The sequence below is a fragment of the Flavobacterium sp. genome (assembly GCF_044368625.1).
Lineage (GTDB): Bacteria > Bacteroidota > Bacteroidia > Flavobacteriales > Flavobacteriaceae > Flavobacterium.
On record NZ_JBIPPD010000001.1, the window covers coordinates 1 to 22,063 of the forward strand.

The window sequence follows — 22,063 nt, forward strand, 5'->3', positions numbered from 1 at the left end:
ATTTTTAAAATCTGTGTTCCAGAAAAACAATAATTTTATAGACTGTATAGTTCAAATGATTTCAAGAAACAAAATAATTTTTTGCAACACAGATTTGAGAAATTTTTAAAATTGAAAAAATTTAAAGCATACTATAAATGTTTCGCTGATTTCTCTGATTTTTAAAATCTGTGTTCCAGAAAAACAATAATTTTATAGACTGTATAGTTCAAATGATTTCAAGAAACAAAATAATTTTTTGCAACACAGATTTGAGAAATTTTTAAAATTGAAAAAATTTAAAACATAATATAATGTTTCTCTGATTTCTCTGATTTCTCTGATTTTTAAAATCTGTGTTCCAGAAAAACAATAATTTTATAGACTTTATAGTTCAAATGATTTCAAGAAACAAAATATTTTTTTGCAACACAGATTTGAGAAATTTTTAAAATTGAAAAAATTTAAAGCATACTATAAATGTTTCGCTGATTTCTCTGATTTTTAAAATCTGTGTTCCAGAAAAACAATAATTTTATAGATTACTTATTACAAATGGATTTACAAGACCAATTAAAAAACCTATTTCCGGACCACGAACCTTCTAACGAAGTCGAAGAATTTTCTGCCGAACCCAAGTCACTTTGGATTCAAAAAGAACCTATGATTTGCAAGTTTGAAAAGCGAAAAGGTAAACCCACAACAATAATTGCGGGTTACGACGGTGAAGAGGAAGATTTTAAAATTTTAGCCAAAGAAATAAAAAACAAGTTTGCCGTAGGCGGAAGTTACAAAGACGGAGAAATCATCATTCAAGGAAATTACCGCGACAAAATCATGCAATTTTTGCAAGAAAAAGGATTTAAAACAAAACGTGTAGGAGGATAAGACCTCCTAGCTCCCGAAAAAGCGGGACAAGATCCCAAAGTGGGAAATACTAAATAAATTATAAAAGCCTATTGACCCCTAATAGGAATATCCCGAGATGTTGGGATTAGGGGACCAAAATGATACAATCTTCCGAATTAATACTTAACCCAGACGGTAGCGTTTACCATCTCAATTTGCAACCAGAACACATTGCCAACGACATTATTTTTGTTGGCGACCAAAATCGTGTGGAAAAAATAACTCAGTTTTTCGAAAAAATTGAATTTTCTACGCAAAAAAGGGAATTTAAAACACAAACGGGAATTTACAAAGGAAAGCGGATAACCGTAATGTCTACAGGAATTGGACCGGACAATATTGATATTGTGATGAATGAACTCGATGCTTTGGTCAACATCAATTTAGAAACGCGAAAGCCAAAAGAAACACTTACATCTTTGAATATTATCCGAATTGGTACTTCGGGTTCTTTGCAAGAAGACATTCCAGTGGACAGTTTAGTAATGTCTAAATATGGCTTAGGATTGGACAATATGTTACGTTCCTACGTGATGGATGAAATTTCAAATCCCGAAATAGAAGAAGCATTTGTAAAACAAACCAGCTGGGATCTAAAAAAAGGAAAACCGTATGTAATTTCATGCAGCGAAAAACTAGAAAAGTTAATTGAAAGTCATGAAATTTTCAAAGGAATTACCGCTACTGCACCGGGGTTTTATGGTCCACAAGGACGGGTTTTACGACTTGAAATTCAAGACCCTGAATTGAATAGCAAAATGGACAATTTTAATTTTGAAAACCTAAGAATTACCAATCTCGAAATGGAAACGGCAGCGATTTACGGACTTTCTGCATTACTCGGTCACAATGCTCTTTCCTTAAATGCAATTATTGCCAATCGCGCGAGCGGCACTTTTAGCGAAGATCCCTATAAAGCAGTTGATGCGTTAATTGCTTATACTTTGAATAAAATAGCTACTTAAAATTATTAAGAATAGGAGTATTAAGCATTTAATAAGATGGATTTAATAATAGAAACGCCAAGATTATTACTTCGCAAAATGCGTCTTGAAGATGCTGAAGCTTTATTTGAAATGGACAAAAATCCAGAAGTGCATAAATACCTTTGGCAACAACCATTTACTGAAATTCAAGAAATTGAAGCTTATATTGAAATGGTTAATAATCAATATCTGACTAATAAAATTGGTCGTTTTTCAACCATTCTTAAAGAAACCAACGCGCTTATTGGATGGACCGGAATTAAATATGTAAACGACCACGTCGAGAATGGCAACACCAATTTCTATGACTATGGGTATCGATTGAACCAAAAATTTTGGAACAAAGGCTACGCCACCGAAGCTTCAAAAGCATGGCTGGAATATGGATTTAACCAAATGAACATCGAAGAAATGAATGCTTACACCCATGCTGAAAATGGCGCTTCCAATCGAGTTTTAGAAAAAGTTGGATTTACTTTTATCGAAAATTATCCCGACAAAGACGGTGTGATTTGGAAATGGTGGCAAATGAAAAATGATGGTTTTTACAACTTTCTGAATAAATCTTAAAAATGAAATACGGAATGAGATTGCTTCATTCCTCGCAATGACATGAAAAAAATAAAAATAGCAGGAGTTCCCGAACATTTCAACCTTCCGTGGCAACTAGCCATCGAAAACAACGAGTTTACGGATTACAACATTGATTTAGAATGGACAAATGTACCTGAGGGAACAGGTAAATTGTGCGAAATGCTTCGCAGCGGCGAAACCGATTTGGCCGTAATACTAACCGAAGGGATCATCAAAGACATTTTGGCTGGAAATCCATCGAAGATTGTTCAAATTTATGTCAAGAGTCCGCTGATTTGGGGAATTCACGTTGGTGCAAATTCAAGTTTTAAAACCGTTTCTGATTTAAAGGATACTCGAGGAGCGATTTCCCGCAGAGGTTCGGGATCCGAATTGATGGCGTATGTCAACGCTCACAACCAAAAATGGTCCACTGAAAATTTGAAATTTGAAATAGTAAATACCATCGATGGTGCGGTTGAAGCATTGACGAACGAAAAAGCCGATTATTTTATGTGGGAACGTTTCATGACCAAGCCATTGGTTGATCAAGGTATTTTTAGACGATTAGACGATTGTTTGACACCGTGGCCGAGCTTTGTAATTGTTGCCACTGATGATTTACTTAAAAATAGTCCAGAAGTAATTCAAAAAACACTGCAAATCATCAATTTTAAAACAAAAAAATTTAAAGAAATTCCTGGAATAACTGCAACAATTGCCGAACGTTTTCATCAAAAAATTGAAGATATAGAACATTGGATTAGTAGAACCGAATGGTCTCAGGAATCAATGGATCAGGAAATGTTAAACAATGTTCAAAATCAACTCTTTGAATTCGGCATTATCAATAAAAAAGGTACTTTTGCTCAACTAGCGATTCGCTAAAAGTTGCCTTCCCATTGATTTATGATTCAAGAAACAAGACAGAAATTACAAGTTCTTCGAAGTAAATTCCAGCTGCAAAAGCCTTGGAACAACATTGTAATTTTTATACTTAACATTTTGATTTCCATTCCCGTTTTCATTATCATTCATCAAAACATAATTGATCCTGAATGGCCACTACAAATTGATAGAATCCTACTATTTATACTCTTACTAGTTCTTATTCAACTTGTATTGAGAATGTTACAAACGATTATGATTATTTGTATGGGTTTGTATTTACTCGTTTTACTGTATGGAACAACTATTGGAAATTATGGTTTTAGCGAAGTTATTGAGGATTATCGCTCGATGATGTACCTGATGCTCGATGATGCCAATCCGCAGGATTTAATTATTTCGAAACTGCTTCCTTTTCCCAATAAATCAAAAATTTTAAACGCCATTGATTTTCAAAATTCCAAAGTTCGAAATTTTGCTGTAATGGCCACAACCGAGAATTTTAGAGACATTAAGGGCTATAATGAGTACCGAAATACCATTCAGTGTTTTGCTGTTTTTAAAAAAATAAAAGAAAATTGGAATTATGTGGACGATCCAAAAGGCAGGGAATACATTGCAGCAGCAAGCGAATCAGTTCTTCATTTTTCGGGTGATTGCGACGATCATGCGATATTGATGGCGGCTTCTATTCGAGCGGTTGGCGGGACTCCACGGCTTATTCATACCGGTGGTCATATTTACCCTGAAATGCTTATTGGAAACAAAAAAGATTTAGAAGCCATCAATTACCTTATTAAAGAAGTACTATTTAAAAACGAAAGTAAAGGCAAAAAAATCCATTATCACATTGACGAACGCGGTCAAATTTGGCTCAATCTTGATTATACCGCACGCTACCCTGGAGGTCCATTTATGTCGGAAGAAATTTTGGGGGCGCTGACGTTGAATTGATTTAACGGTTGTGTTTAGCTCCTATTTGGTTTGTTACATCAATTTCGTTGATGACGAAATGTAAATGCTTTTCATTGTTTTTGAGGTTTAAAACCAACTGCAAAAGAGGATTGCAGTTGGTTGTTTTTTTATTCTATTTTACAAACTTTTTTACTTATAATTTCGGTCTTACAAATAGCAGCACCTCCGTTTTCTTTAGTACCATAGGCATATAAACTATTTCCCCATGTAAATCCCCAATTTCCTACTTGAGTACCATCAGCGGGGTATGGACTTACGCTAAATGGGGAGCAAACTAATTTTTTGCATCTACCATCTGTAGTAATACCACCTTCTTGGTTTGTAGTGTTTGACATCCATCCACTGGGGCATTGACAAGTAGTTTTAGTAATTTCTGGTTGATTAACCAACCTTCCAATAGCTTGATCTGAATTATAGTTTTTAATACCAACTGCACTGTAAGCCCTAATTACTGTTCCGTTTGCTGCTCCATTTGCACATGCACAATCCGCAATTTGTTGTTTTTCGGCTATTGATAAACTTACTGCTGCATCTGAACATCTACGTTGACAATCTTTCCTATTAGTATCATTTTCAGGGAATGTTCCGGTATACGTTTTATTGACCCTTCCAGTTAAATCCATACAAACTCCTGCTCGATCTTTTTTATCAGTTAAATCAGTATATGAAACAACACAAAAACAATTAGCCTTTGGTAATTTTATTTTAGAAACAGAAGAAACTTTAGTATCATTTTTAGTTTCTTCTATATTGACATTAGATTTATTTTGTTTTGTGTCTTGACCTTGAAGACTGTTTATAAAGAACAAGAAAGTGATAATAATGCATATTTGGTTTAGTAATTTCATAATTGTTGTATTTTAATTCTCACCTACTCTATTTACTCTTTTCGGTTGCCTAGTTTTTTAAATTTTATCTTTTCTTATTTACAATCTTTCAAAAGAAAACATCTACATTTTGGATTTTCCCTACAAGCAAAAACATCAATATTTAACCCGATAGTAGTTCCAAGTGAACTTGCGCTTGCTTTTACTCTAAGTGCCATTTTGTTAAAAGTTGCAACCCTAACACTTGCATCAACCTGCCACATTCCCACAACACTTTTATCTTTAGCTTCATATACTGTTTCTAGAAATAAATCTTGTTCATAAGCATCTACTCTGATGTAGTTGGGTGATGGGTTCATCCCTATTCCAGCCATAGCATTGAATTCAAATTGATGTTTTTTTCCTAATTTTATGCTTGGTCCAGTCATTACAGAAATTTGTGACCATGATATAGAACCTGGTGGATTTGGAATAGGAATGTATCTTGGTGGTGTTTTTCGTTTTCTAGTAATACTTGCAACTCCATCGTTATCAAGAGAGCCTGTAGAAAAGCCAATTCTTGAAGCAATTCCCCAAGTATCACCCCAACGTTGTCCGATACCAAAATTTACACCGTTGCCTGCAAATAGAGGTCGACTTGGATTTTGATTTTCTTTTAAAGAAGAAAAGGTGTAACCTGCATCCAAACTAAATTGATGGTAGGGTTCCCATTTTTTTTGAGCAAAGCTCATTGCTGTTACGAATAGCAATGCGATGATTGTGATTTTTGTTTTCATTATAATTAGTTTTTTGTTTTCCCTACTCTAATAGCTTTTCGGGTTTCGCTTTGATGCTTTAAAAGCACATTACAAAACTGCAAACTATCTAAAAATCAATTGATGCGTGATTAACTAAAAATGATTGGGTGGTTTAACTGCAATTTTTACCGTTTAATAACGGATGTAAAAAAGAGTCTTTAGCGGAATGAAAATAATTTAGAATATTGTTACTTTGAATCGTAATAAAAACTAATTTTAACATAAAATTTAAATCTTCAAAATATGAAAAGCAAACTTTTAACTATCGCCTTTGTAGTCTTGGCAATTGCCTTTGGAACGTATGTGTATCATTTTCCGCCAAAAATTGCCGAACCAGTGGCTCCAATGCCTAATGAAAATAACACATGTACTGATTATTCGACCTCCCAAAAAAGCAAGTTGACCTCTGGACTAGTGTTTGACATGGTTCAAATGTACCGAAACAATCAATTAATGAATATTCAAGATTTAAACGCCAGGAAAGTCATCAATGAAGATGCCTACAGTATTTGGTTTGATCTTGACACTCTAAAAAAATTCATTTACCATTTTGAAAAAGATATAAATCAAAACAAGACGTATGCAAAAAACAAGAAAGGTATTCGAATTTATTATGCAGCTTATCCTGAAAAAATAGAAGAATGGAAAACAATTCCCGAATACAAAGACATTGCATTTATGGCAGATGATCCTTTCAAAAAAAGTTATGAAAAAAAACATACATTGGTCATGATTCCAACCTTGCAAAGCAAAGAGGGCAAAATTTATGATATCAACTTATTTGAACCCAATACTTTCGTAAACGGCATTTCAAAAAAAGAATATACCAATAGAAACGGAAGTATGCTCAACATTTTTAGACCAAAACCCCTGTATTCACTACTTCCAGCTTCGAGTGCAAGAGTAGCGCGACCAAATCCTGAAGAAGAAATTGCTGCGAGAAATCACGGTACTTTAGTGCCACCGGATTCCAAAGCTGGTTCTGGCTTTTAATTTTAAATTATGTACAGCATCCCACCTATTCTTAAAGATTTACTTCAACTTTGCGAATTTATCGCGTTGTTTTTTGGCGTATTAAAATTCAATTCTTTAAAAAATTCCTACTGGAAATGGTTTGTTTTTTATTTGCTTTACATCTTTACCTATGAAATTTTTTGCCGTGTTTATCTATCAACTTTTGAAACAGAAATTCGATTATTTTTATCGCTAATTCAAATTCCTTTCGAATTTCTCTTTTTCTTTTGGTTGATTGGGTATCAATCGCTACAACGAAAAACACTTTTTTGGTGCATAACAGCTGTATATTTATTGTCTTTTGGTATTGAAAATTATGCTTTTGATGAGGCTAAATACAGTTTTAAATCATTGAGTCAATCTTTTGGAACTTTGCTCATGCTGATTCTCGTTGGTTTAGAATTTGTAAAACAAATTAAAAGCGATGACATTTTAAGTTTTACCTCTAACAAAATGTTTTACATCAATTTGGGAGTCATTCTTTTTTATATAGGCAACATGCCTTTTTTTGGACTTTACAATTTAATTTTAGATCATCCAGAAATTTGGAATGGGTATTACAAATATTTTATGATTTCAAACTGTAGTATGTATTTATTATTTGCAGCATCTTTTATATGGGGGAAAATCAAATAATTATTGCCATTATATTATTTAACTTATTCTTTTTGCTGTTTATCGTTGGCATTATCGTTTTCATCCAACAATATAAACTAAAGAAGAAAGAACACCTTGCAACGCTTACATTTCAACAAGAAAAACATCAAAAAGAACTACTCGAAAATCAAATCGAAATTCAAAACCAAACTATGCAGCACATTGGGAGGGAAATTCATGACAATGTGGGTCAAAAACTGACACTTGCAAGTTTGTATACCCAACAATTGGCTTATGAAAACAAAGCGCCTCAGATCAATGAAAATATCGAAAATATCAGCCAAATCATTAACGAGTCGTTAGCTGATCTAAGAGAATTATCAAAATCATTAACCGATGATTCGATTTCTAAAAATTCGATTTACAAACTGATTGAAAACGAAGTCAGGAGAGTTCAAAAAACGCAAAAATGCGCCATTACATTTGTTTCTGGTAAGTTAAAAGTAGTCCTAAACAATCAACAAAAATCAATTTTACTCAGAATTTGTCAGGAATTTATACAAAATAGTTTGAAACATGCACAATGTAAAACAATTAAAATTGAACTGAAAAAAAATGACAATGAGTTGCTTTTTAAGCTTCAAGACGACGGAATCGGATTTGACGCTTCAAAAACATCAAATGGGATTGGTATAGAAAATATAAAGAAAAGAACAAAAATTTTGAATGGTAGTTGCAATTTGTCAAGCAATGCTCAATCCGGTACTTGCTTACTAATCTCGATTCCTTTACACTCAAATGAACTTAGATAAAAATGGAAAACTCAATTGTAATTGTAGACGATCATGTTTTAATAGCAAAAGCGTTAAGTGGTATTATTTCAAATTATGAAAACTTTCGCGTATTGTATGAGTGCGAAAACGGAAAAGAGTTAATAGAAAAATTAAAATTTGAAAAAAACTGTCCAAAAATAGTTTTACTCGACATCAGCATGCCTGTAATGGACGGTTTTGAAACTGCAAAATGGCTCAAAGAAAATCATCCTGAAATTAAAATCATGGCGTTGAGCATGCAGGACGATGATCAAAGTGTGATTAAAATGATTAAAAATGGTGCTCACGGCTATTTACTCAAAAATACACATCCCGCACATTTAGAGCAGGCCATGTTAAAATTAGTTCAAGATGGATTTTATTACCCCGAATGGGCGTCAAAAATAGTATTTTCAAGCTTAAATTCGACTGATTCTCGTCAAGCAAATTTTCCGAAATTGACCGAAAGAGAGAAAGAATTTTTGAAATATTCCACTTCTGAAATGAATTACAAAGAAATTGCCGAGAAAATGTTTTGCAGTCCTCGAACGATTGAAAGCTACAGAGACCATTTATTCGAAAAATTAGAAATTAAAACCCGTGTGGGACTAGCTGTTTTTGCAATAAAAAATGGATTTTCGGACTGATCCTAACTAAAAAATGTCAAAATAAACGAAATTGCCATTAACGCCTTTACATTAAATCTGCAAGTTAATATAAGTGTCGTTTAAATTGTTGCAAATACGGTTTAAAATGACTAACCTTACTCCACTTTTATAGACTTACCAATGAACGTAAAATTCTATCTTATCGTGCTCCTTTTTGGCTTTGTAAAAAATAATATACAAGCCCAAAGCTATTTCCCTAAATTGAACAATTTGTTTTTAATGAATGAAGGAGCAGAATCCATTTTTACTCCCGAAACTGAATTTTTCAGGTTAGAATTAAGAGAAAATTTCAACAAATTATTTTACGGTGATTTACAAACCTCCAACGGCGGAAGTCGCAGGAATTCGTCGGCATTTTACAGTATGAAAATTATTCCGCGATTTGTTTTTGAAACGAATTTGTTTGATGCTTCGATGAAATTAAAATTCAATGTTCCTAATGACGGCAGTAAATACCCCTCTTTTCCAATTATTTGTAATGAATACAGCGCCATTTCTGATGACGATAAGAAAGAAGGAAAAGGTACTATTTCTACTGATAAAGGAGCGCTTTCGGTTCAATTTTCGAGTAATTTAATTGCATCCATTGTCAAAGAGATTCCAAGTGCGTTTTTGATTGAACAAATTAATTATACGTACAAGAATGATGTTTTTGAAATCGATTTACAAGGTGAATTTGCAAATGATGTCAAAATAAAAAAAGTTAAATATCTTAAGGATGCGATTCAAAATTTAAAATTGGTGGTTAAAAATAACTCCGTAACCGTTTACGTTGTCTCTAAAAATAAGGCTCTAGAGGTATATACCAAATTCATTGAAAATGAAACATCAAAAAAGTAAAGTTATGAAAATCAATATATTACTATTAATTATATTTACAACTTTTTTAAGTCAAGCACAAACTAAAGTCATTGCTCATAAAAGTCATAGCGGTTCTAGACATTCGTTTATGAAAGCCTATCAGAAAAATTTGTTCGACATTAATCGTTCGAATTTTGGTTTACCTGGCAATAGAACTATAGTTGTTTTGGACAAAGTGGTAGCCTTGAATGATTCCATAACTGTACTTAAAATGCGCGAATCGGTCGTGTGTTATCCGTTTCAAATGAGTTATAAAAAATTAAAAGATTCCGATTTTAAACCTAAAGTAGATACGTTAAAAAACCACAAAATTTTCAATAGAAAAAATTCGGTAGCTGCAATAAAAGCATTTAAAAACTATTATCCCGTCCAGTTTAACAATTCCATCGACAGTGTGTCATTTATTGGTTTTAGAAAATAAAAGCTTACATGAGAAAATTTGTACACCTCCTTTTTTTGCACTTTTCTCTCTTAGGTATTATTTTTATTCCTTTTTCATTCAATTATTTATCATTTCAATCCCAACTTACGTCGTTTTTATTTGAAGATATAATTGATGCAATAGCGCGTCTTTTAAATGTTTCCATTTCAAATTCCGAAATTTCATCCGATTCCACAACGATGTATTTGCTGGTGATTGTACTGTTCGTGATGGCTTTAGCACTGACTTTTCTTGTGCCGCAATTTGCATTTTGGAAAAAAAATAAAATTGAGATTGCAGCAGTTATTCCAACCATCTTGGTATATTATTTATCCGTAGTTTTACTTAAATACGGTTTGGATAAAATATTCAAAACACAGTTTTACCTTCCTGAACCCAACACTTTGTACACGCCTCTCGGACTGTTGGATAAAGATATTTTGTATTGGAGTACAATGGGAATTTCAAATTCTTACAACATTTTTCTAGGGTTAGTAGAAGTCATTCCTGCCATTTTTTTGCTTTTTAAGAAAACGAGAACCTTTGGATTATTTGTACTTACTGGAATTCTTCTGCATGTTGTTTTTGTGAATTTTAGCTTTGATATTTCCGTAAAATTGTATTCATCATTTTTACTATTTTTGTGTTTGTTGCTTTTGGCTCCAGCCGGAAATGCTTTACTACAGTTTTTTGTTTATAATCGAACCGCTCAATTACCTTTAATTTCGCGACAACATTTAATTCACTCGAAAGTAATTCGGATTTCTTTGAAAGTATTGCTAATCTTAGCTTTTTTTACCGAAGCGCTTTTGCCCTACATTCAAAATGGATTTCAAAATGACGACCGAATTCCGCGACAAGAACTGCACGGTGCATACAAAATTGTAAAATTTACCCAAGCAAACAATGAACTGCTTGACATAAAAATACAGCCAAAACGCCTATTTATACACCGACAAAACTATTTTATTTTTCAATACCAAGATGATTCGATGGAGGATTTTCGGTTTGAAATTGATGTTTCAAAAAAAGAATTTATTTTAACGAATTACGACGGTCAAAGCACCGTCATAAATTATAACTATTCAAAAGAATTAAAAATACTAGAATTGCACTTCCAAGATTCAGGAATGACAATGTATGCTAAAACGTTGCCTTGGCAAAGTTTACCGCTTTTGCAACCCCTTTATCACTGGTCAGTTGACGAAATAAATTGAAAAATTTACCACATAATCAGCTCCTTATTTTGCTTTTTTAAAAAAACATTAGTCTGACTGAAATGTTTGTTGCCAAACCATTTTCCTTGATTGGCACTCATCGGCGAGGGATGGCCACTCCTTAAAACCAAATGCTTTTGGGTATCGATTTTTGCCCCTTTTTTCTGGGCAAAATTTCCCCACAACATAAAAACAACTCCCTCTTTTTCTCGATTAATATGTTCGATTACTGCATCGGTAAAAACATTCCATTCCAAGTGTTTGTGGCTATTTGGTTTGTCTTTTTCAACCGTAAGTCCCGCATTTAAAAGCAAAACGCCTTGTTTAGCCCAACGTTCTAAACTTCCGAAAATCGGAGGTTCAATACCTAAATCGTCATTCAATTCTTTAAATATATTGCGCAACGACGGCGGAAAACGGGTGCCATCGTGTACCGAAAATGCCAATCCATTTGCTTCGCCTGTTCCATGATACGGATCTTGTCCAATAATTACCACTTTTAAATTGGCCCACTCGCATTGATTAAAAGCTTCGAAAACAAGGCTTTTAGGCGGAAAACAACTGGCTTTTTGATACGCATAATGTATTTCCAACCAAAGTTTTTGAAAATAGTTTTTTTCAAATTCAGGTTGCAATTGGTCATACCAAACACGATTTATATTTAAAATTTCGGGTGTCAATTTTTATAAAAAATTAGTGAAACATAATAATTTTCAAGATACAAATTACGGATAAATTCGTTTTGTATCTTTCGAAAAAGACTTAAAAAATCAAATATGTCCCACCTTTTAGCAACTTTCATTGTTTATATTTACAAAAATTTTAGGAAATAAAAAATATGCTTGCGATATTTGGCATTATAATGAAGCAAATACACAATAAGTAAGTAAGAACTTAAAAAAATAAATAACTACAAATTAAAAATATTCTGGTTCTATTTACTTTTTTAATTACCAATACCGTTTTTTCTCAGGATAATTTTACACAAAAGAAATTGGATTCTATAGAAACGAAACTTTCGAAAGTAAGTAACGATTCGATTCGATTAACAATGATGCTTGGCTTGGGAAGGGATTATGCCTTACATGCCAACAAGCGAAATTTAGAATTCAATCAAAAATCCATCGAACTTGCTCAAAAACTCAATCGCCCTTTAGGTATTGCAGAAGCATATGCAAACTATGGATTGTATTACGAAAGAATAAATGATACACTCAAACAGAAAGAATATTTAGAAAAGATACTTGTATTGGGACAAGAAAAAAAAGACAATAGGGTTCTTGGAAAAGCATATTTTGAGAAAGGATTTTATTATTGGAATAGAAAAAATCTTCGTAAAACAAATCAATATTTAGAACGGTCTATTGAATTTTATAAAAAAACAAAAGATAAAAACAGCCTTAGCGAAGTTTATTTGCAAATAGGATTTTTACATCAAGAAGAATTTAAAGATTACAATAAAGCCTTGTTTTATTACAGAAAGCATATTGATTTATTTGACAAGGACGACTTTCAACTGATCAACACCTACTCTACAATAGCGAGCATTTATACGATACAATCCAAATATCAAAAGGCATTGGAATATTACATGCTTTCGGACAAATTATTTAAAAAACACAAGGCCACAGACTCTTTTCATTATGCCCTTTTACAAAGCAAATTGTCCACCGTATATCAAGAGTTGGAAGAATATGACAAAAGCTTAAAATACCTGAGTTTTTCTTTAAAATATTTTTTAAGTAAACAAGATTATCGTGCATCATCTGTACTCTATGCCCAACAAGCGGCCTTGTACTTGAAAATGAAAGATTCAAAAAATACCCTAAAAAGTATCGAATCAGCTGCTGAAATTTCTGAAAAAATAAAGAATTGCGTACAGAAGGAAAACGCCTATTCTGCCATTGCTTATCTATTTTATGATATGAAAAATTATGCAAAAGCATTAGAATTTCATCTCAAATCATACAAAGAATGTCCGCTAAATACACCTTATAAAGATATAGAAACGCAAGAATTCAATATCGGAGCGACGTACCTAATGCTAGCCAAAAATCTCGATCAAACCACAAATACAACTGCTGCTGTTCCAAAAAATAAAATGGTCTTTTACAACTTGGCGAGAACTATTTGACCCGTGTTATGGAAAGTGCAAAAATAAATTCGAACATTTCACTTCTAAATAATTGCTACCTCCATTTGTCGGAAATTGCTGATTTGCAAAACGACAAAAGGAAAGCTTTAGATTATTATAAACAACATATTATTTACAAAGACAGCTTAGCAACCATTGAAAACCGTGAATTGCTGGTTCAAAACCAAATGCAATTTGAATTTGATCAACAGGAAAAAGTGAGGGTTGCTGAACAAGAAGTCAAAGATGCTTTGTCCAGAGAAGAGTTGACCAAAGAAAAAAACAATAGAAACCTGGCCTTGGGTGGAATTGGATTTTTTGTCGTTGTAGCTGGATTTTCTGCTTTTGCATATGTTCAGAAAAGAAAAGACAACAAAATTATCTCCGAAGAAAAACAAAAATCAGACGATTTATTATTAAACATTTTACCTGCTGAAATTGCTCAAGAACTGAAAGAAAAAGGCACTTCTGAAGCCAAACATTTTGAGAGTGTTTCGATAATGTTTACCGATTTTAAAGACTTTACCAAACTTTCTGAAAAAATTCCTTCGACAGAATTGATTCAAGAATTAAATTACTGTTTCAAAGAATTTGACAACATCATTACCAAACACGGTGTCGAAAAAATAAAAACCATTGGAGATTCGTACATGGCGGTTTGTGGACTTCCTGCAAAATATGGCAATCACGCCCAAAAAATGGTGGATGCTGCTTTGGAAATTCGAGATTTTATTGAAAAATACAAAGAGAAACGACAAGAAGAAGGAAAATCATTTTTTGAAATGCGAATCGGCATCAATTCGGGCGAAGTTTTGCTGGAATCGTGGGAATTAAGAAATTTGCCTACGACATTTGGGGTGATGCCGTAAATACCGCTTCGCGAATGGAAAGCAATGGCGAAATTGGTAAAGTAAATATCAGCGAAGCCACCTATAATTTGGTTAAAAATAATTTCTCGTTTGATTACCGAGGCGAAATGGACGCCAAAGGAAAAGGGAAAATAAAAATGTATTTCGTTGAACCTAAAGAGAATAACGTATGATTTTTGAAAAAGCAAAAGAATTTATTCTTGAAAAATTAGATCGAGAATTACCACAACAGCTGATGTATCACGATATGAGACACATTTTAGATGTGTATCAAGCTGCTATCAATTATGCAACATTAGAACAAGTAAATGACGAAGACACCATTTTACTCAAAACTGCCTCCTTGTTTCACGATTGCGGATTTATAATTCAGGCGGAAAATCATGAGGCAATTTCGTGCCAAATTGCCGAAGAAATTTTGGTACAATTTGACTACAGTCCAGAACAAATTCAGAAAATTAAAGGGATGATTATGGCTACCAGAATTCCACAAACGCCAACCAATCATTTGGAAGAAATTTTAGCCGATGCTGATTTAGACTATCTCGGTCGCGACGACTTTGAAGAGATATCCGAACGGCTTTTTAAAGAGTTAAATTTTTCAAATAGAAATGATTGGAATAAAATACAAATTTCATTTTTTGAAAAGCACAACTATTTTACAAAGTCGGCAGAAACGCTTAGAAACGCCAAAAAGCAAGAAAATTTAGAGCAAATTATTGCCCAAACAAAATTTAATTAAGCATGAACACCATAAAAATAAAAGACAATTTCAAAGATTATTTACTGGTTTTGATTGGTATATTTTCGGTAAGTTTTGCTTTAAAAAGTTTGCTAATGCCCAACCACTTTTTTGATGGTGGGATTACAGGAGTGGCGCTTTTGGTTCATGAAAAATTTCATTACAATATTGCACTAATTTTTATTGTATTTAACATTCCCTTTCTGCTTTTGGGTGCCCAATTGATTGGTAAATCTTTTGCCATAAAATCGTTAATTTCAATTATAATTCTAGGTTTATTTTTACTCTTTATTCCTTATCCTGTAATTACCCACGACAAACTAATTATTGCCGTATTTGGCGGTTTCTTTATTGGTTTGGGCGTTGGATTGGGAATGAAGAGCGGTTTTGCACTCGATGGTATTGAAGTTTTGGCAGTCTACACCGGGAAAAAAGTGGGCTTTTCGATGAGCGAAATTATTTTGGGAATCAACATCATTATTTTTTCTGTTGCCGCAGTATTTTTTGGCTTGGAAGCCGCTTTTTACTCGATGCTCACTTATTTCGTGGCCTCAAAAACCATAAATTATGTGGTAGAAGGTTTTGAAGAATTTACAGGAATTACCATTATTTCCTCCAAAAGTGAAGAAGTAAAACAGTTTCTGGTTTTGCAAATGAGTAAAGGAATTACCGTTTACAAAGGCGAACGGGGTTTTATGAAAGATAATTTTGACAACAGCGTTTCAACAGATATCATCTTTACTGTAGTTACCCGATTGGAGGTAAGAAAACTGAAAAATGCGTTGCATCAAATTGATCCGAGTGCTTTTATTTTCTCAAGTTCAATTAAAGAAACGGCAGGGGGAATTTTAAAAAAGAGACACGAACATTAATCTAATTTAGCATAATGAATTTCAGAATTTAAACCTGTTTTCAAGTTTTAAAATTAAGTAATTGATTCCATTAGATTGCTACTCCACTTGACTTGTTGGTACAAGTAAAACGAAATAACCTGTAACTTTTTATTGTTCTTTTCGTCCTATGAGTCAATCAATCAAATCAATCATGCATCAATCACTTCAAAAAATCTTGTATTTTCCAATAACTAAAATCATATTGGGAATTGCCATTTGTTTTTCCATTTTTATCGTTGTTCAAAATTTTGTTTTAAAACCCATTCTCTACAGCCTTGTTTCAAATAAAAATGTTGCAGACCCAATAATCCATCTCGTTTCTGTATTTGTTTTACTTTTTTCTTATTATTTTTTCTTTCGCCTTTTTGAAAAAAGACCGGTAAGTGAACTTTCTACAAAGTATTTTCCAAAGGAAATCTTTGGAAGTTTTATCTTCGGTTTTTTAAGCATTGCTTTGTCGATCTTTATATTATACTTACTCGGAAATTACCATTTTATTTCGATCTCGACAGAAAATTACGCTGTAAAATTGTTTACAACCTTGGTGGTAGCGGCATTAATTGAAGACTTATTTCACCGCGGACTCCTATTACGAGAATTAGAAAATTGGTTGGGAACACACACCGCTATTGTACTGGTAATGCTTCTTGAAACTATACATATTTTTAATCCCAATGCCAATGTTCTTAGCTTTTTTGTATCCTTGTGCTGGGGCTTTACGATGTCGATGCTTTTTGTATACACCAAACGCATTTGGCTGCCTTTTTTCTTTCATTTGGGTTGGAATTTTGCCCAACCTTTTTACGGTTCGAATCTAACTGGACTCAACAATCTCGGTACAATTATTCAAGCAAAATTTGAAGGTCCGGAGCTTCTCACGGGAGGAAAAGTAGGTATTGAGAATTCAATTATTAACGTAATTTTGTTGCTTTCGATTGGTGTCTATTTCTACTATCGAGCTCGAAAAGAAGGGAAAATAATTGCGCGAAAAACAGTACATTAAGCGGAAGAAAAAAGTCAATCTTTTGCTTAAAATTTTAAATCAAAAAAAAATCCACAAACATGACGTTTGTGGATTTTTTAAAAAATAGAAATTAAATTATTTCAACGGAATATTTTTCAATATTTCCAATACAAATTTCCAGTATTTCTGTGCCGAAGAAATCGAAGCGCGTTCGTCTGGCGAGTGAGCTCCATGTATCGTTGGCCCGAAAGAAATCATGTCCATATCCGGATAGTTGGTGCCTAAAATTCCACATTCCAAACCGGCGTGACAAGCGACCACTTTGGGTTTTTCGTTGTTTTGTCTTTCATATAAATCAACCAAAACATCCAGTATTGGCGACTTTACATTGGGTGTCCAACCTGGATAGGATCCTGAAAAATTGACTTCGCAACCCATTAATTCAAAGGCAGAACGTAAGGCATTTGCCAAATCCATTTTAGAAGTTTCTACAGAAGAACGCGTCAAACAACCAATAGTAATTGCACCATTTTTGACAATTACTCGGGCGATATTATTTGAAGTTTCGACCAAGTCAGCCATATCAGGACTCATTCTATAAACGCCGTTATGAGCGGCATACAATGCCCGAACCAAACCTTCTTGCACTCCTAAATCCATAATTTTTGAGGGCAAATCGGTTTTCTCAATGGTAATAACCAAATTAGGCTCCATCGTTTTAAATTCGGTTTTGATGTCGCCAATAATTTCCTGCATATCAAAAACATAGGCTTCGTCGTACATTCCAGCGATTACAACCGTTGCCGTACTTTCCCGCGGAATGGCATTTCGCAAACTTCCACCATCAATTTCTGCAATTTGTAAACCAAAATTTTCAAATCCGTCAAAAAGCAAACGGTTCATTATTTTATTGGCATTCCCTAAACCTTTGTGAATATCCATTCCAGAGTGTCCGCCATTTAGACCTTTTACCGAAATTTTGTACGCCACTGCATCTTCGGGAACGTCTTCTTCCTCATAACTTCGGGTTGCCGTTACGTCAATTCCGCCCGCACACCCAATATCAATTTCGTCGTCCTCTTCGGTATCCAAATTCAATAGAATTTCGCCTTGAAGCAAACCTCCTTTTAAACCCATCGCTCCTGTCATTCCTGTCTCTTCATCAATTGTAAACAAAGCTTCAATTGCGGGATGCGGAATATCTGTTGATTCTAAAATTGCCATAATGGTAGCAACTCCCAGGCCGTTATCGGCTCCAAGCGTAGTTCCTTTGGCCCGAACCCAGTCGCCATCAACATACATTTCGATACCTTGTGTATTGAAATCAAATACTGTAGTCGCGTTTTTTTGATGAACCATATCCAAATGCGATTGCATCACGATGGTTTTACGGTTTTCCATTCCAGCAGTTGCGGTTTTTTTGATGATTACGTTTCCGACTTCATCTTCGATGGTTTCCAAACCCAAATTTTTACCAAAATCTTTCATAAATGCAATCACACGTTCTTCTTTTTTTGAAGGACGAGGTACCGCATTTAGGTCGGCAAATTTATTCCAAAGTTGTTTAGGTTCGAGGATGCGAATTTCTTGGCTCATTTTTATAATTGATTATAAATTTAAAGCCGTAAAGTTACAAAGTTAGCTTGGGAAAGGGTTAAAAATACTGCGAAAATTAAGGAAGCTTTACCAGAAATTAAATATGTAAAAGTCTAACGACTTGTAAATCTTGCGTGTCCTGATTGCATTCGAGAGGCTTAAAGATTCAAGCTGTCATTACGTTAAGTGGTTAGGTCGTCGTTACGACGTAGCTGTACCCGAGCACTTTGCTCTAATAGGCTAACAATCTCTTTTCGGGAGTAACTGACGAGATCCCTCTTTGGTTGGGATAACAAAATGAGCACGTTTTAAATGTATTGGACTTCTGTCCCAAAGGTGAAATTCTCTTGTAATCAAAACCCATTATGATCAAGCGATGTGTTTTTCGAAAAGTCTTTTAGCATCTTTAGCAGATACTTTTCCAACACATTCATTTTTGTGGATGCAAATGATGGGTGCTTGCTTGCACAATCCTTGACATTTCATTTTTTGAACAGAAACGGTATCTTTTAATCCTGCTTCTTTGACTAAATCTTTGAAACATTCTTTGACTTCAGCATTGTATTTGCAACATTTTTTGCCGTCGCAAAATAAGATTACTTTTTCTTTATTTTTCTTGCCCATCCGAAATGAATTGAAGTTGTATAAATTATTGCGCAACAAAAATACATTATTATTTTAATCTATTCTAAATAAAGGATTAAATTTTAAGCTTTTATTGTGTACTTTACGTAATCGAAACAAAATTATCTTCGTACTGTTTACCCATTTACATACGGAAAATTAGGATTTACAGTTTTTTAGTGATTCTATAAATCCTAAAGATAATCCAGAAATTACGAATGAAGTCCGAAGATATTAAAATAGCCCCGTCCCTAAGCTTCGAGTACAATGAGAAATCCTATCGATTTTTTTTTCGCGAGATTGAAACGGAAGACGGGAACATGGATTGAAAAAGAACCCAAGCGATGGGCACCAAATTCTAAATCAAGTGTTTGTTTATGAAGTGAGAAGTATTTGTTATATTCGCTTTAATAAATGGGATGTATGAAAAACCGTAGATTGGCATGGGTTGTTTTCTTGGGAGTTCAAGTTATACTGGTTCAGCTTTTAGGATTTTTTCCAGAAATTGTGGAACGTTTTTACAGCAACGGTTTCTATCCAATTGCAAGTTCTTTTTCTCGAATTATTGTGGGTTGGATTCCGTTTTCGGTGGGTGATCTTATTTACTTTATTGTCGGGTTTATGCTATTGGTATGGGTGGTAAACTTGTTTCGGAAGCTTAAAAATTGGAAAATTATTTTGATAGAAATGAGTGCTGCGGTAAGTGTTTTTTACTTTTTATTTCACCTACTTTGGGCTTTTAATTACTACCGGCAACCGCTTTTTGACAAAATGAATATTGAAAAAGAGTACAGCGATGCCGACTTACTGACCTTTACCAAACAAATGATTGCACAAACCAATTCCATTCAAATTGCAATTACAGATAACCCCAATGAAAAAGTAATTAATACTTTATCCCAATCAGAAATTTTTGACAAAAGTCTCGCTGGTTACCAAAAACTAGCAGAACGTCATCCGTTTTTTGCGTATCAAAATGCGAGCGTGAAAAAGTCATTAATTAGTTTACCCCTTTCGTACATGGGATTTTCGGGGTATTTAAATCCGTTTACGAATGAAGCCCATGTCAACGTGCGTATTCCAATGATTAATTTTCCGTTTACCGCTTGCCACGAAATGGCGCATCAAATTGGATATGCATCAGAGAGTGAAGCCAATTTTATTGGTTTTTTGGCAGTTACCCAAAACGAAAATTTACATTTTAAATATGCAGGTTACAGTACTGCTTTGCGGTATTGTATTCGAAATTGGGAAAAGCGAAATCCAACTTTGGGTAGGAAATTATGGGCAGAAATCAATCCTGGAGTCCGTGAAAATTTTGAAGAATCGGTACTTCATTGGCAACAATATGAGACGTTTGTGGAAGATGGTTTTAAAATTTTCTATGATAATTTCTTGAAAGTCAACCAGCAAGAAGAAGGTTTGGAAAGCTATAGTAAATTTTTAAATTTGCTTATTAATTACTCTAAAAACAATGCAATAACCTTTTAAAAATTGAAATTATAAAAATGCTGTAACAAAACGCAATGAAAAACTACTAATGGAACTATGAGCGCTTCTTTAGAACAATCTTTTGTTAAACAATTACAGGAAAATCAGAATATCATCCACAAAATTTGTAGGTTGTATACTTCTGGTGACGACGAGCACAAGGATTTGTTTCAAGAAATAACAATCCAATTGTGGAAGGCGTTTCCGAAATTTAGAGGCGAAAGTAAGTTTTCTACTTGGGCTTATCGTGTGGCTTTGAATACAGCAATCACATTATATCGAAAAAGCAAGCGGTCGATTGCCACTACGGAATACGATACGACGAAACATTTTTTTAAATCAGAAGACTATAATTATGAAGAGGAAGAACAACTCAAGTTGCTGTACAAAGCAGTTTTTCAGTTAAATGATATTGAAAAAGCATTGGTTTATATGTATCTTGAGGATAAAAATTATGAAGAAATTGCGGAAACTTTAGGAATTAGCGAGGTAAATGCACGAGTGAAAATGAACAGGATCAAAGGAAAGTTAAAGAAAATTTTAAATCCGTAAGGACAAAAAAGTATATGGAAGAGTTAGATATTTTAAAGAAACATTGGAAAAAAGAAGAGGATTCCTTTCAGCAAGTTTCTGAAAAACAGATATATAAAATGATTCACAAGAATTCAAGTTCGATTGTGAAATGGATTTTTATCATTAGTATTTTGGAATTTTTATTGTGGAGTGTGGTTTCCTTTTGTATGAAAGACGGCGAGGGCATGCGTCAATTTGATGCCTATCATGTGGATCATATCATGACACCGTATATGATTGTAGGTTATGTGGGGCAGGCTTATTTTTTCTTTCAGTTTTATATGAATTACCGCAAAATTACAGCTACCGATAACATAAAAAAACTGATCAACACTATTTTAAAAACCCGCAAAAAAGTGTATCAATACGTTTGGTTCAACATCATTTATGCGGTATTGAATATTATTATTGTTTTGATTATTCAATTTAATTATGATGAGAGACTCATTGAGTTGATTAAAGTATCCGAAAAAAGCAATAAAGCGATGTTGATTTATGGTATTTATACTGGCATAACCATTTTGTTTTTAGCGGTATTTATTGGTTTGATTTGGATATTTTACCGAGTAGTTTACGGTATTTTATTACGACGTTTGTATAAAAACTACGAGGAATTAAAGAAAATTGATTATTAAATCTTATTTTTTACAATA

24 protein-coding genes and 1 pseudogene are annotated in these 22,063 nt (G+C 33.6%); 20 read left to right on the top strand and 5 right to left on the bottom strand.

Features of this window, described 5'->3' with window-relative positions:
- Nucleotides 1-534 precede the first annotated feature (534 nt).
- The 5 genes from ACIQ2X_RS00005 to ACIQ2X_RS00025 all read left to right on the top strand — a co-directional run bounded on the left by ACIQ2X_RS00005 (nucleotide 535) and on the right by ACIQ2X_RS00025 (nucleotide 4,289).
- Nucleotides 535-867 (top strand): translation initiation factor, encoded by a 333-nt coding sequence (locus ACIQ2X_RS00005; protein WP_396176817.1) that lies wholly within the window; start codon nucleotides 535-537, stop codon nucleotides 865-867.
- Between the two features lie 119 nt (nucleotides 868-986).
- Nucleotides 987-1,853, top strand: a complete 867-nt coding sequence (locus ACIQ2X_RS00010) for a nucleoside phosphorylase (RefSeq protein ID WP_396176818.1) — start codon at nucleotides 987-989, stop codon at nucleotides 1,851-1,853.
- A gap of 36 nt (nucleotides 1,854-1,889) precedes the next feature.
- Nucleotides 1,890-2,444, top strand: a complete 555-nt coding sequence (locus ACIQ2X_RS00015; RefSeq protein WP_396176819.1) for a GNAT family N-acetyltransferase — start codon at nucleotides 1,890-1,892, stop codon at nucleotides 2,442-2,444.
- Nucleotides 2,445-2,486: 42 nt separating this feature from the next.
- Nucleotides 2,487-3,335 carry a substrate-binding domain-containing protein gene (locus ACIQ2X_RS00020; protein ID WP_396176820.1) on the top strand — a complete coding sequence of 283 codons (849 nt, stop codon included), beginning with the start codon at nucleotides 2,487-2,489 and terminating at the stop codon, nucleotides 3,333-3,335.
- Nucleotides 3,336-3,356: 21 nt separating this feature from the next.
- On the top strand, nucleotides 3,357-4,289 hold the full coding sequence (locus ACIQ2X_RS00025) for a transglutaminase (RefSeq protein ID WP_396176821.1): 933 nt from the start codon (nucleotides 3,357-3,359) through the stop codon (nucleotides 4,287-4,289).
- 128 nt (nucleotides 4,290-4,417) lie between these two features.
- On the opposite strand, the gene ACIQ2X_RS00030 is transcribed toward ACIQ2X_RS00025, so the two are convergent.
- Nucleotides 4,418-5,158 (bottom strand): hypothetical protein, encoded by a 741-nt coding sequence (locus ACIQ2X_RS00030; RefSeq protein WP_396176822.1) that lies wholly within the window; start codon nucleotides 5,156-5,158, stop codon nucleotides 4,418-4,420.
- 74 nt (nucleotides 5,159-5,232) lie between these two features.
- Nucleotides 5,233-5,913, bottom strand: a complete 681-nt coding sequence (locus tag ACIQ2X_RS00035; RefSeq protein ID WP_396176823.1) for an outer membrane beta-barrel protein — start codon at nucleotides 5,911-5,913, stop codon at nucleotides 5,233-5,235.
- A 264-nt stretch (nucleotides 5,914-6,177) separates the two neighbouring features.
- On the opposite strand from ACIQ2X_RS00035, the gene ACIQ2X_RS00040 reads away from it, so the two are divergent.
- The 7 genes from ACIQ2X_RS00040 (at nucleotide 6,178) to ACIQ2X_RS00070 (ending at nucleotide 11,524) form a co-directional block, all read left to right on the top strand.
- Nucleotides 6,178-6,927: a hypothetical protein gene (locus ACIQ2X_RS00040; RefSeq protein WP_396176824.1), complete on the top strand. Its 750-nt coding sequence runs from the start codon at nucleotides 6,178-6,180 to the stop codon at nucleotides 6,925-6,927.
- A gap of 9 nt (nucleotides 6,928-6,936) precedes the next feature.
- Nucleotides 6,937-7,584 (top strand): hypothetical protein, encoded by a 648-nt coding sequence (locus ACIQ2X_RS00045; protein WP_396176825.1) that lies wholly within the window; start codon nucleotides 6,937-6,939, stop codon nucleotides 7,582-7,584.
- On the top strand, nucleotides 7,566-8,357 hold the full coding sequence (locus ACIQ2X_RS00050) for a sensor histidine kinase (RefSeq protein WP_396176826.1): 792 nt from the start codon (nucleotides 7,566-7,568) through the stop codon (nucleotides 8,355-8,357). Before ACIQ2X_RS00045 ends, ACIQ2X_RS00050 begins: the two co-directional genes overlap by 19 nt.
- 2 nt (nucleotides 8,358-8,359) lie before the next feature.
- The gene (locus ACIQ2X_RS00055; protein ID WP_396176827.1) at nucleotides 8,360-9,004 is read left to right on the top strand and encodes a response regulator; all 645 of its coding nucleotides are present in this window, start codon (nucleotides 8,360-8,362) and stop codon (nucleotides 9,002-9,004) included.
- Nucleotides 9,005-9,244: 240 nt separating this feature from the next.
- Nucleotides 9,245-9,865 (top strand): hypothetical protein, encoded by a 621-nt coding sequence (locus ACIQ2X_RS00060; RefSeq protein ID WP_396176828.1) that lies wholly within the window; start codon nucleotides 9,245-9,247, stop codon nucleotides 9,863-9,865.
- Between the two features lie 4 nt (nucleotides 9,866-9,869).
- The gene (locus ACIQ2X_RS00065) at nucleotides 9,870-10,307 is read left to right on the top strand and encodes a hypothetical protein (protein ID WP_396176829.1); all 438 of its coding nucleotides are present in this window, start codon (nucleotides 9,870-9,872) and stop codon (nucleotides 10,305-10,307) included.
- 8 nt (nucleotides 10,308-10,315) lie between these two features.
- Nucleotides 10,316-11,524, top strand: a complete 1,209-nt coding sequence (locus tag ACIQ2X_RS00070; protein ID WP_396176830.1) for a hypothetical protein — start codon at nucleotides 10,316-10,318, stop codon at nucleotides 11,522-11,524.
- A 5-nt stretch (nucleotides 11,525-11,529) separates the two neighbouring features.
- Here the strand turns inward: ACIQ2X_RS00070 and ung are convergent, their stop codons facing one another.
- Entirely contained in the window at nucleotides 11,530-12,204 is a 675-nt protein-coding gene (gene ung / locus ACIQ2X_RS00075; RefSeq protein ID WP_396176831.1) for a uracil-DNA glycosylase, read from the bottom strand.
- 314 nt (nucleotides 12,205-12,518) lie between these two features.
- On the opposite strand from ung, the gene ACIQ2X_RS00080 reads away from it, so the two are divergent.
- The 5 genes and pseudogenes from ACIQ2X_RS00080 (at nucleotide 12,519) to ACIQ2X_RS00100 (ending at nucleotide 17,165) form a co-directional block, all read left to right on the top strand.
- Nucleotides 12,519-13,658 (top strand): tetratricopeptide repeat protein, encoded by a 1,140-nt coding sequence (locus tag ACIQ2X_RS00080; protein WP_396176832.1) that lies wholly within the window; start codon nucleotides 12,519-12,521, stop codon nucleotides 13,656-13,658.
- Nucleotides 13,659-14,158: 500 nt separating this feature from the next.
- Nucleotides 14,159-14,700: pseudogene (locus ACIQ2X_RS00085) on the top strand (adenylate/guanylate cyclase domain-containing protein).
- Nucleotides 14,697-15,269 carry a hypothetical protein gene (locus ACIQ2X_RS00090; RefSeq protein ID WP_396176833.1) on the top strand — a complete coding sequence of 191 codons (573 nt, stop codon included), beginning with the start codon at nucleotides 14,697-14,699 and terminating at the stop codon, nucleotides 15,267-15,269. The pseudogene ACIQ2X_RS00085 and the gene ACIQ2X_RS00090 overlap by 4 nt, the downstream one beginning before the upstream one ends.
- A 2-nt stretch (nucleotides 15,270-15,271) precedes the next feature.
- Nucleotides 15,272-16,141 (top strand): YitT family protein, encoded by an 870-nt coding sequence (locus ACIQ2X_RS00095; RefSeq protein WP_396176834.1) that lies wholly within the window; start codon nucleotides 15,272-15,274, stop codon nucleotides 16,139-16,141.
- A gap of 148 nt (nucleotides 16,142-16,289) precedes the next feature.
- On the top strand, nucleotides 16,290-17,165 hold the full coding sequence (locus tag ACIQ2X_RS00100) for a lysostaphin resistance A-like protein (protein WP_396176835.1): 876 nt from the start codon (nucleotides 16,290-16,292) through the stop codon (nucleotides 17,163-17,165).
- Between the two features lie 96 nt (nucleotides 17,166-17,261).
- Here the strand turns inward: ACIQ2X_RS00100 and ACIQ2X_RS00105 are convergent, their stop codons facing one another.
- Both ACIQ2X_RS00105 and ACIQ2X_RS00110 read right to left on the bottom strand, forming a co-directional pair.
- Nucleotides 17,262-18,722, bottom strand: coding sequence for an aminoacyl-histidine dipeptidase (locus ACIQ2X_RS00105; protein ID WP_396176836.1), 1,461 nt, complete (start codon nucleotides 18,720-18,722; stop codon nucleotides 17,262-17,264).
- 369 nt (nucleotides 18,723-19,091) lie between these two features.
- A complete protein-coding gene (locus ACIQ2X_RS00110; RefSeq protein ID WP_396176837.1) occupies nucleotides 19,092-19,346 on the bottom strand; it encodes a (2Fe-2S) ferredoxin domain-containing protein in 255 nt (84 codons plus the stop codon).
- A gap of 423 nt (nucleotides 19,347-19,769) precedes the next feature.
- Between ACIQ2X_RS00110 and ACIQ2X_RS00115 the strand changes: the two genes are divergently transcribed.
- Genes ACIQ2X_RS00115 through ACIQ2X_RS00125 form a run of 3 tightly spaced genes read left to right on the top strand, consistent with a single transcriptional unit; the run spans nucleotide 19,770 to nucleotide 22,045 of the window.
- On the top strand, nucleotides 19,770-20,837 hold the full coding sequence (locus ACIQ2X_RS00115; RefSeq protein ID WP_396176838.1) for a DUF3810 domain-containing protein: 1,068 nt from the start codon (nucleotides 19,770-19,772) through the stop codon (nucleotides 20,835-20,837).
- Between the two features lie 57 nt (nucleotides 20,838-20,894).
- Nucleotides 20,895-21,389, top strand: coding sequence for an RNA polymerase sigma factor (locus tag ACIQ2X_RS00120; protein WP_396176839.1), 495 nt, complete (start codon nucleotides 20,895-20,897; stop codon nucleotides 21,387-21,389).
- Between the two features lie 14 nt (nucleotides 21,390-21,403).
- Nucleotides 21,404-22,045: a hypothetical protein gene (locus ACIQ2X_RS00125; protein ID WP_396176840.1), complete on the top strand. Its 642-nt coding sequence runs from the start codon at nucleotides 21,404-21,406 to the stop codon at nucleotides 22,043-22,045.
- Nucleotides 22,046-22,063: the final 18 nt, after the last annotated feature.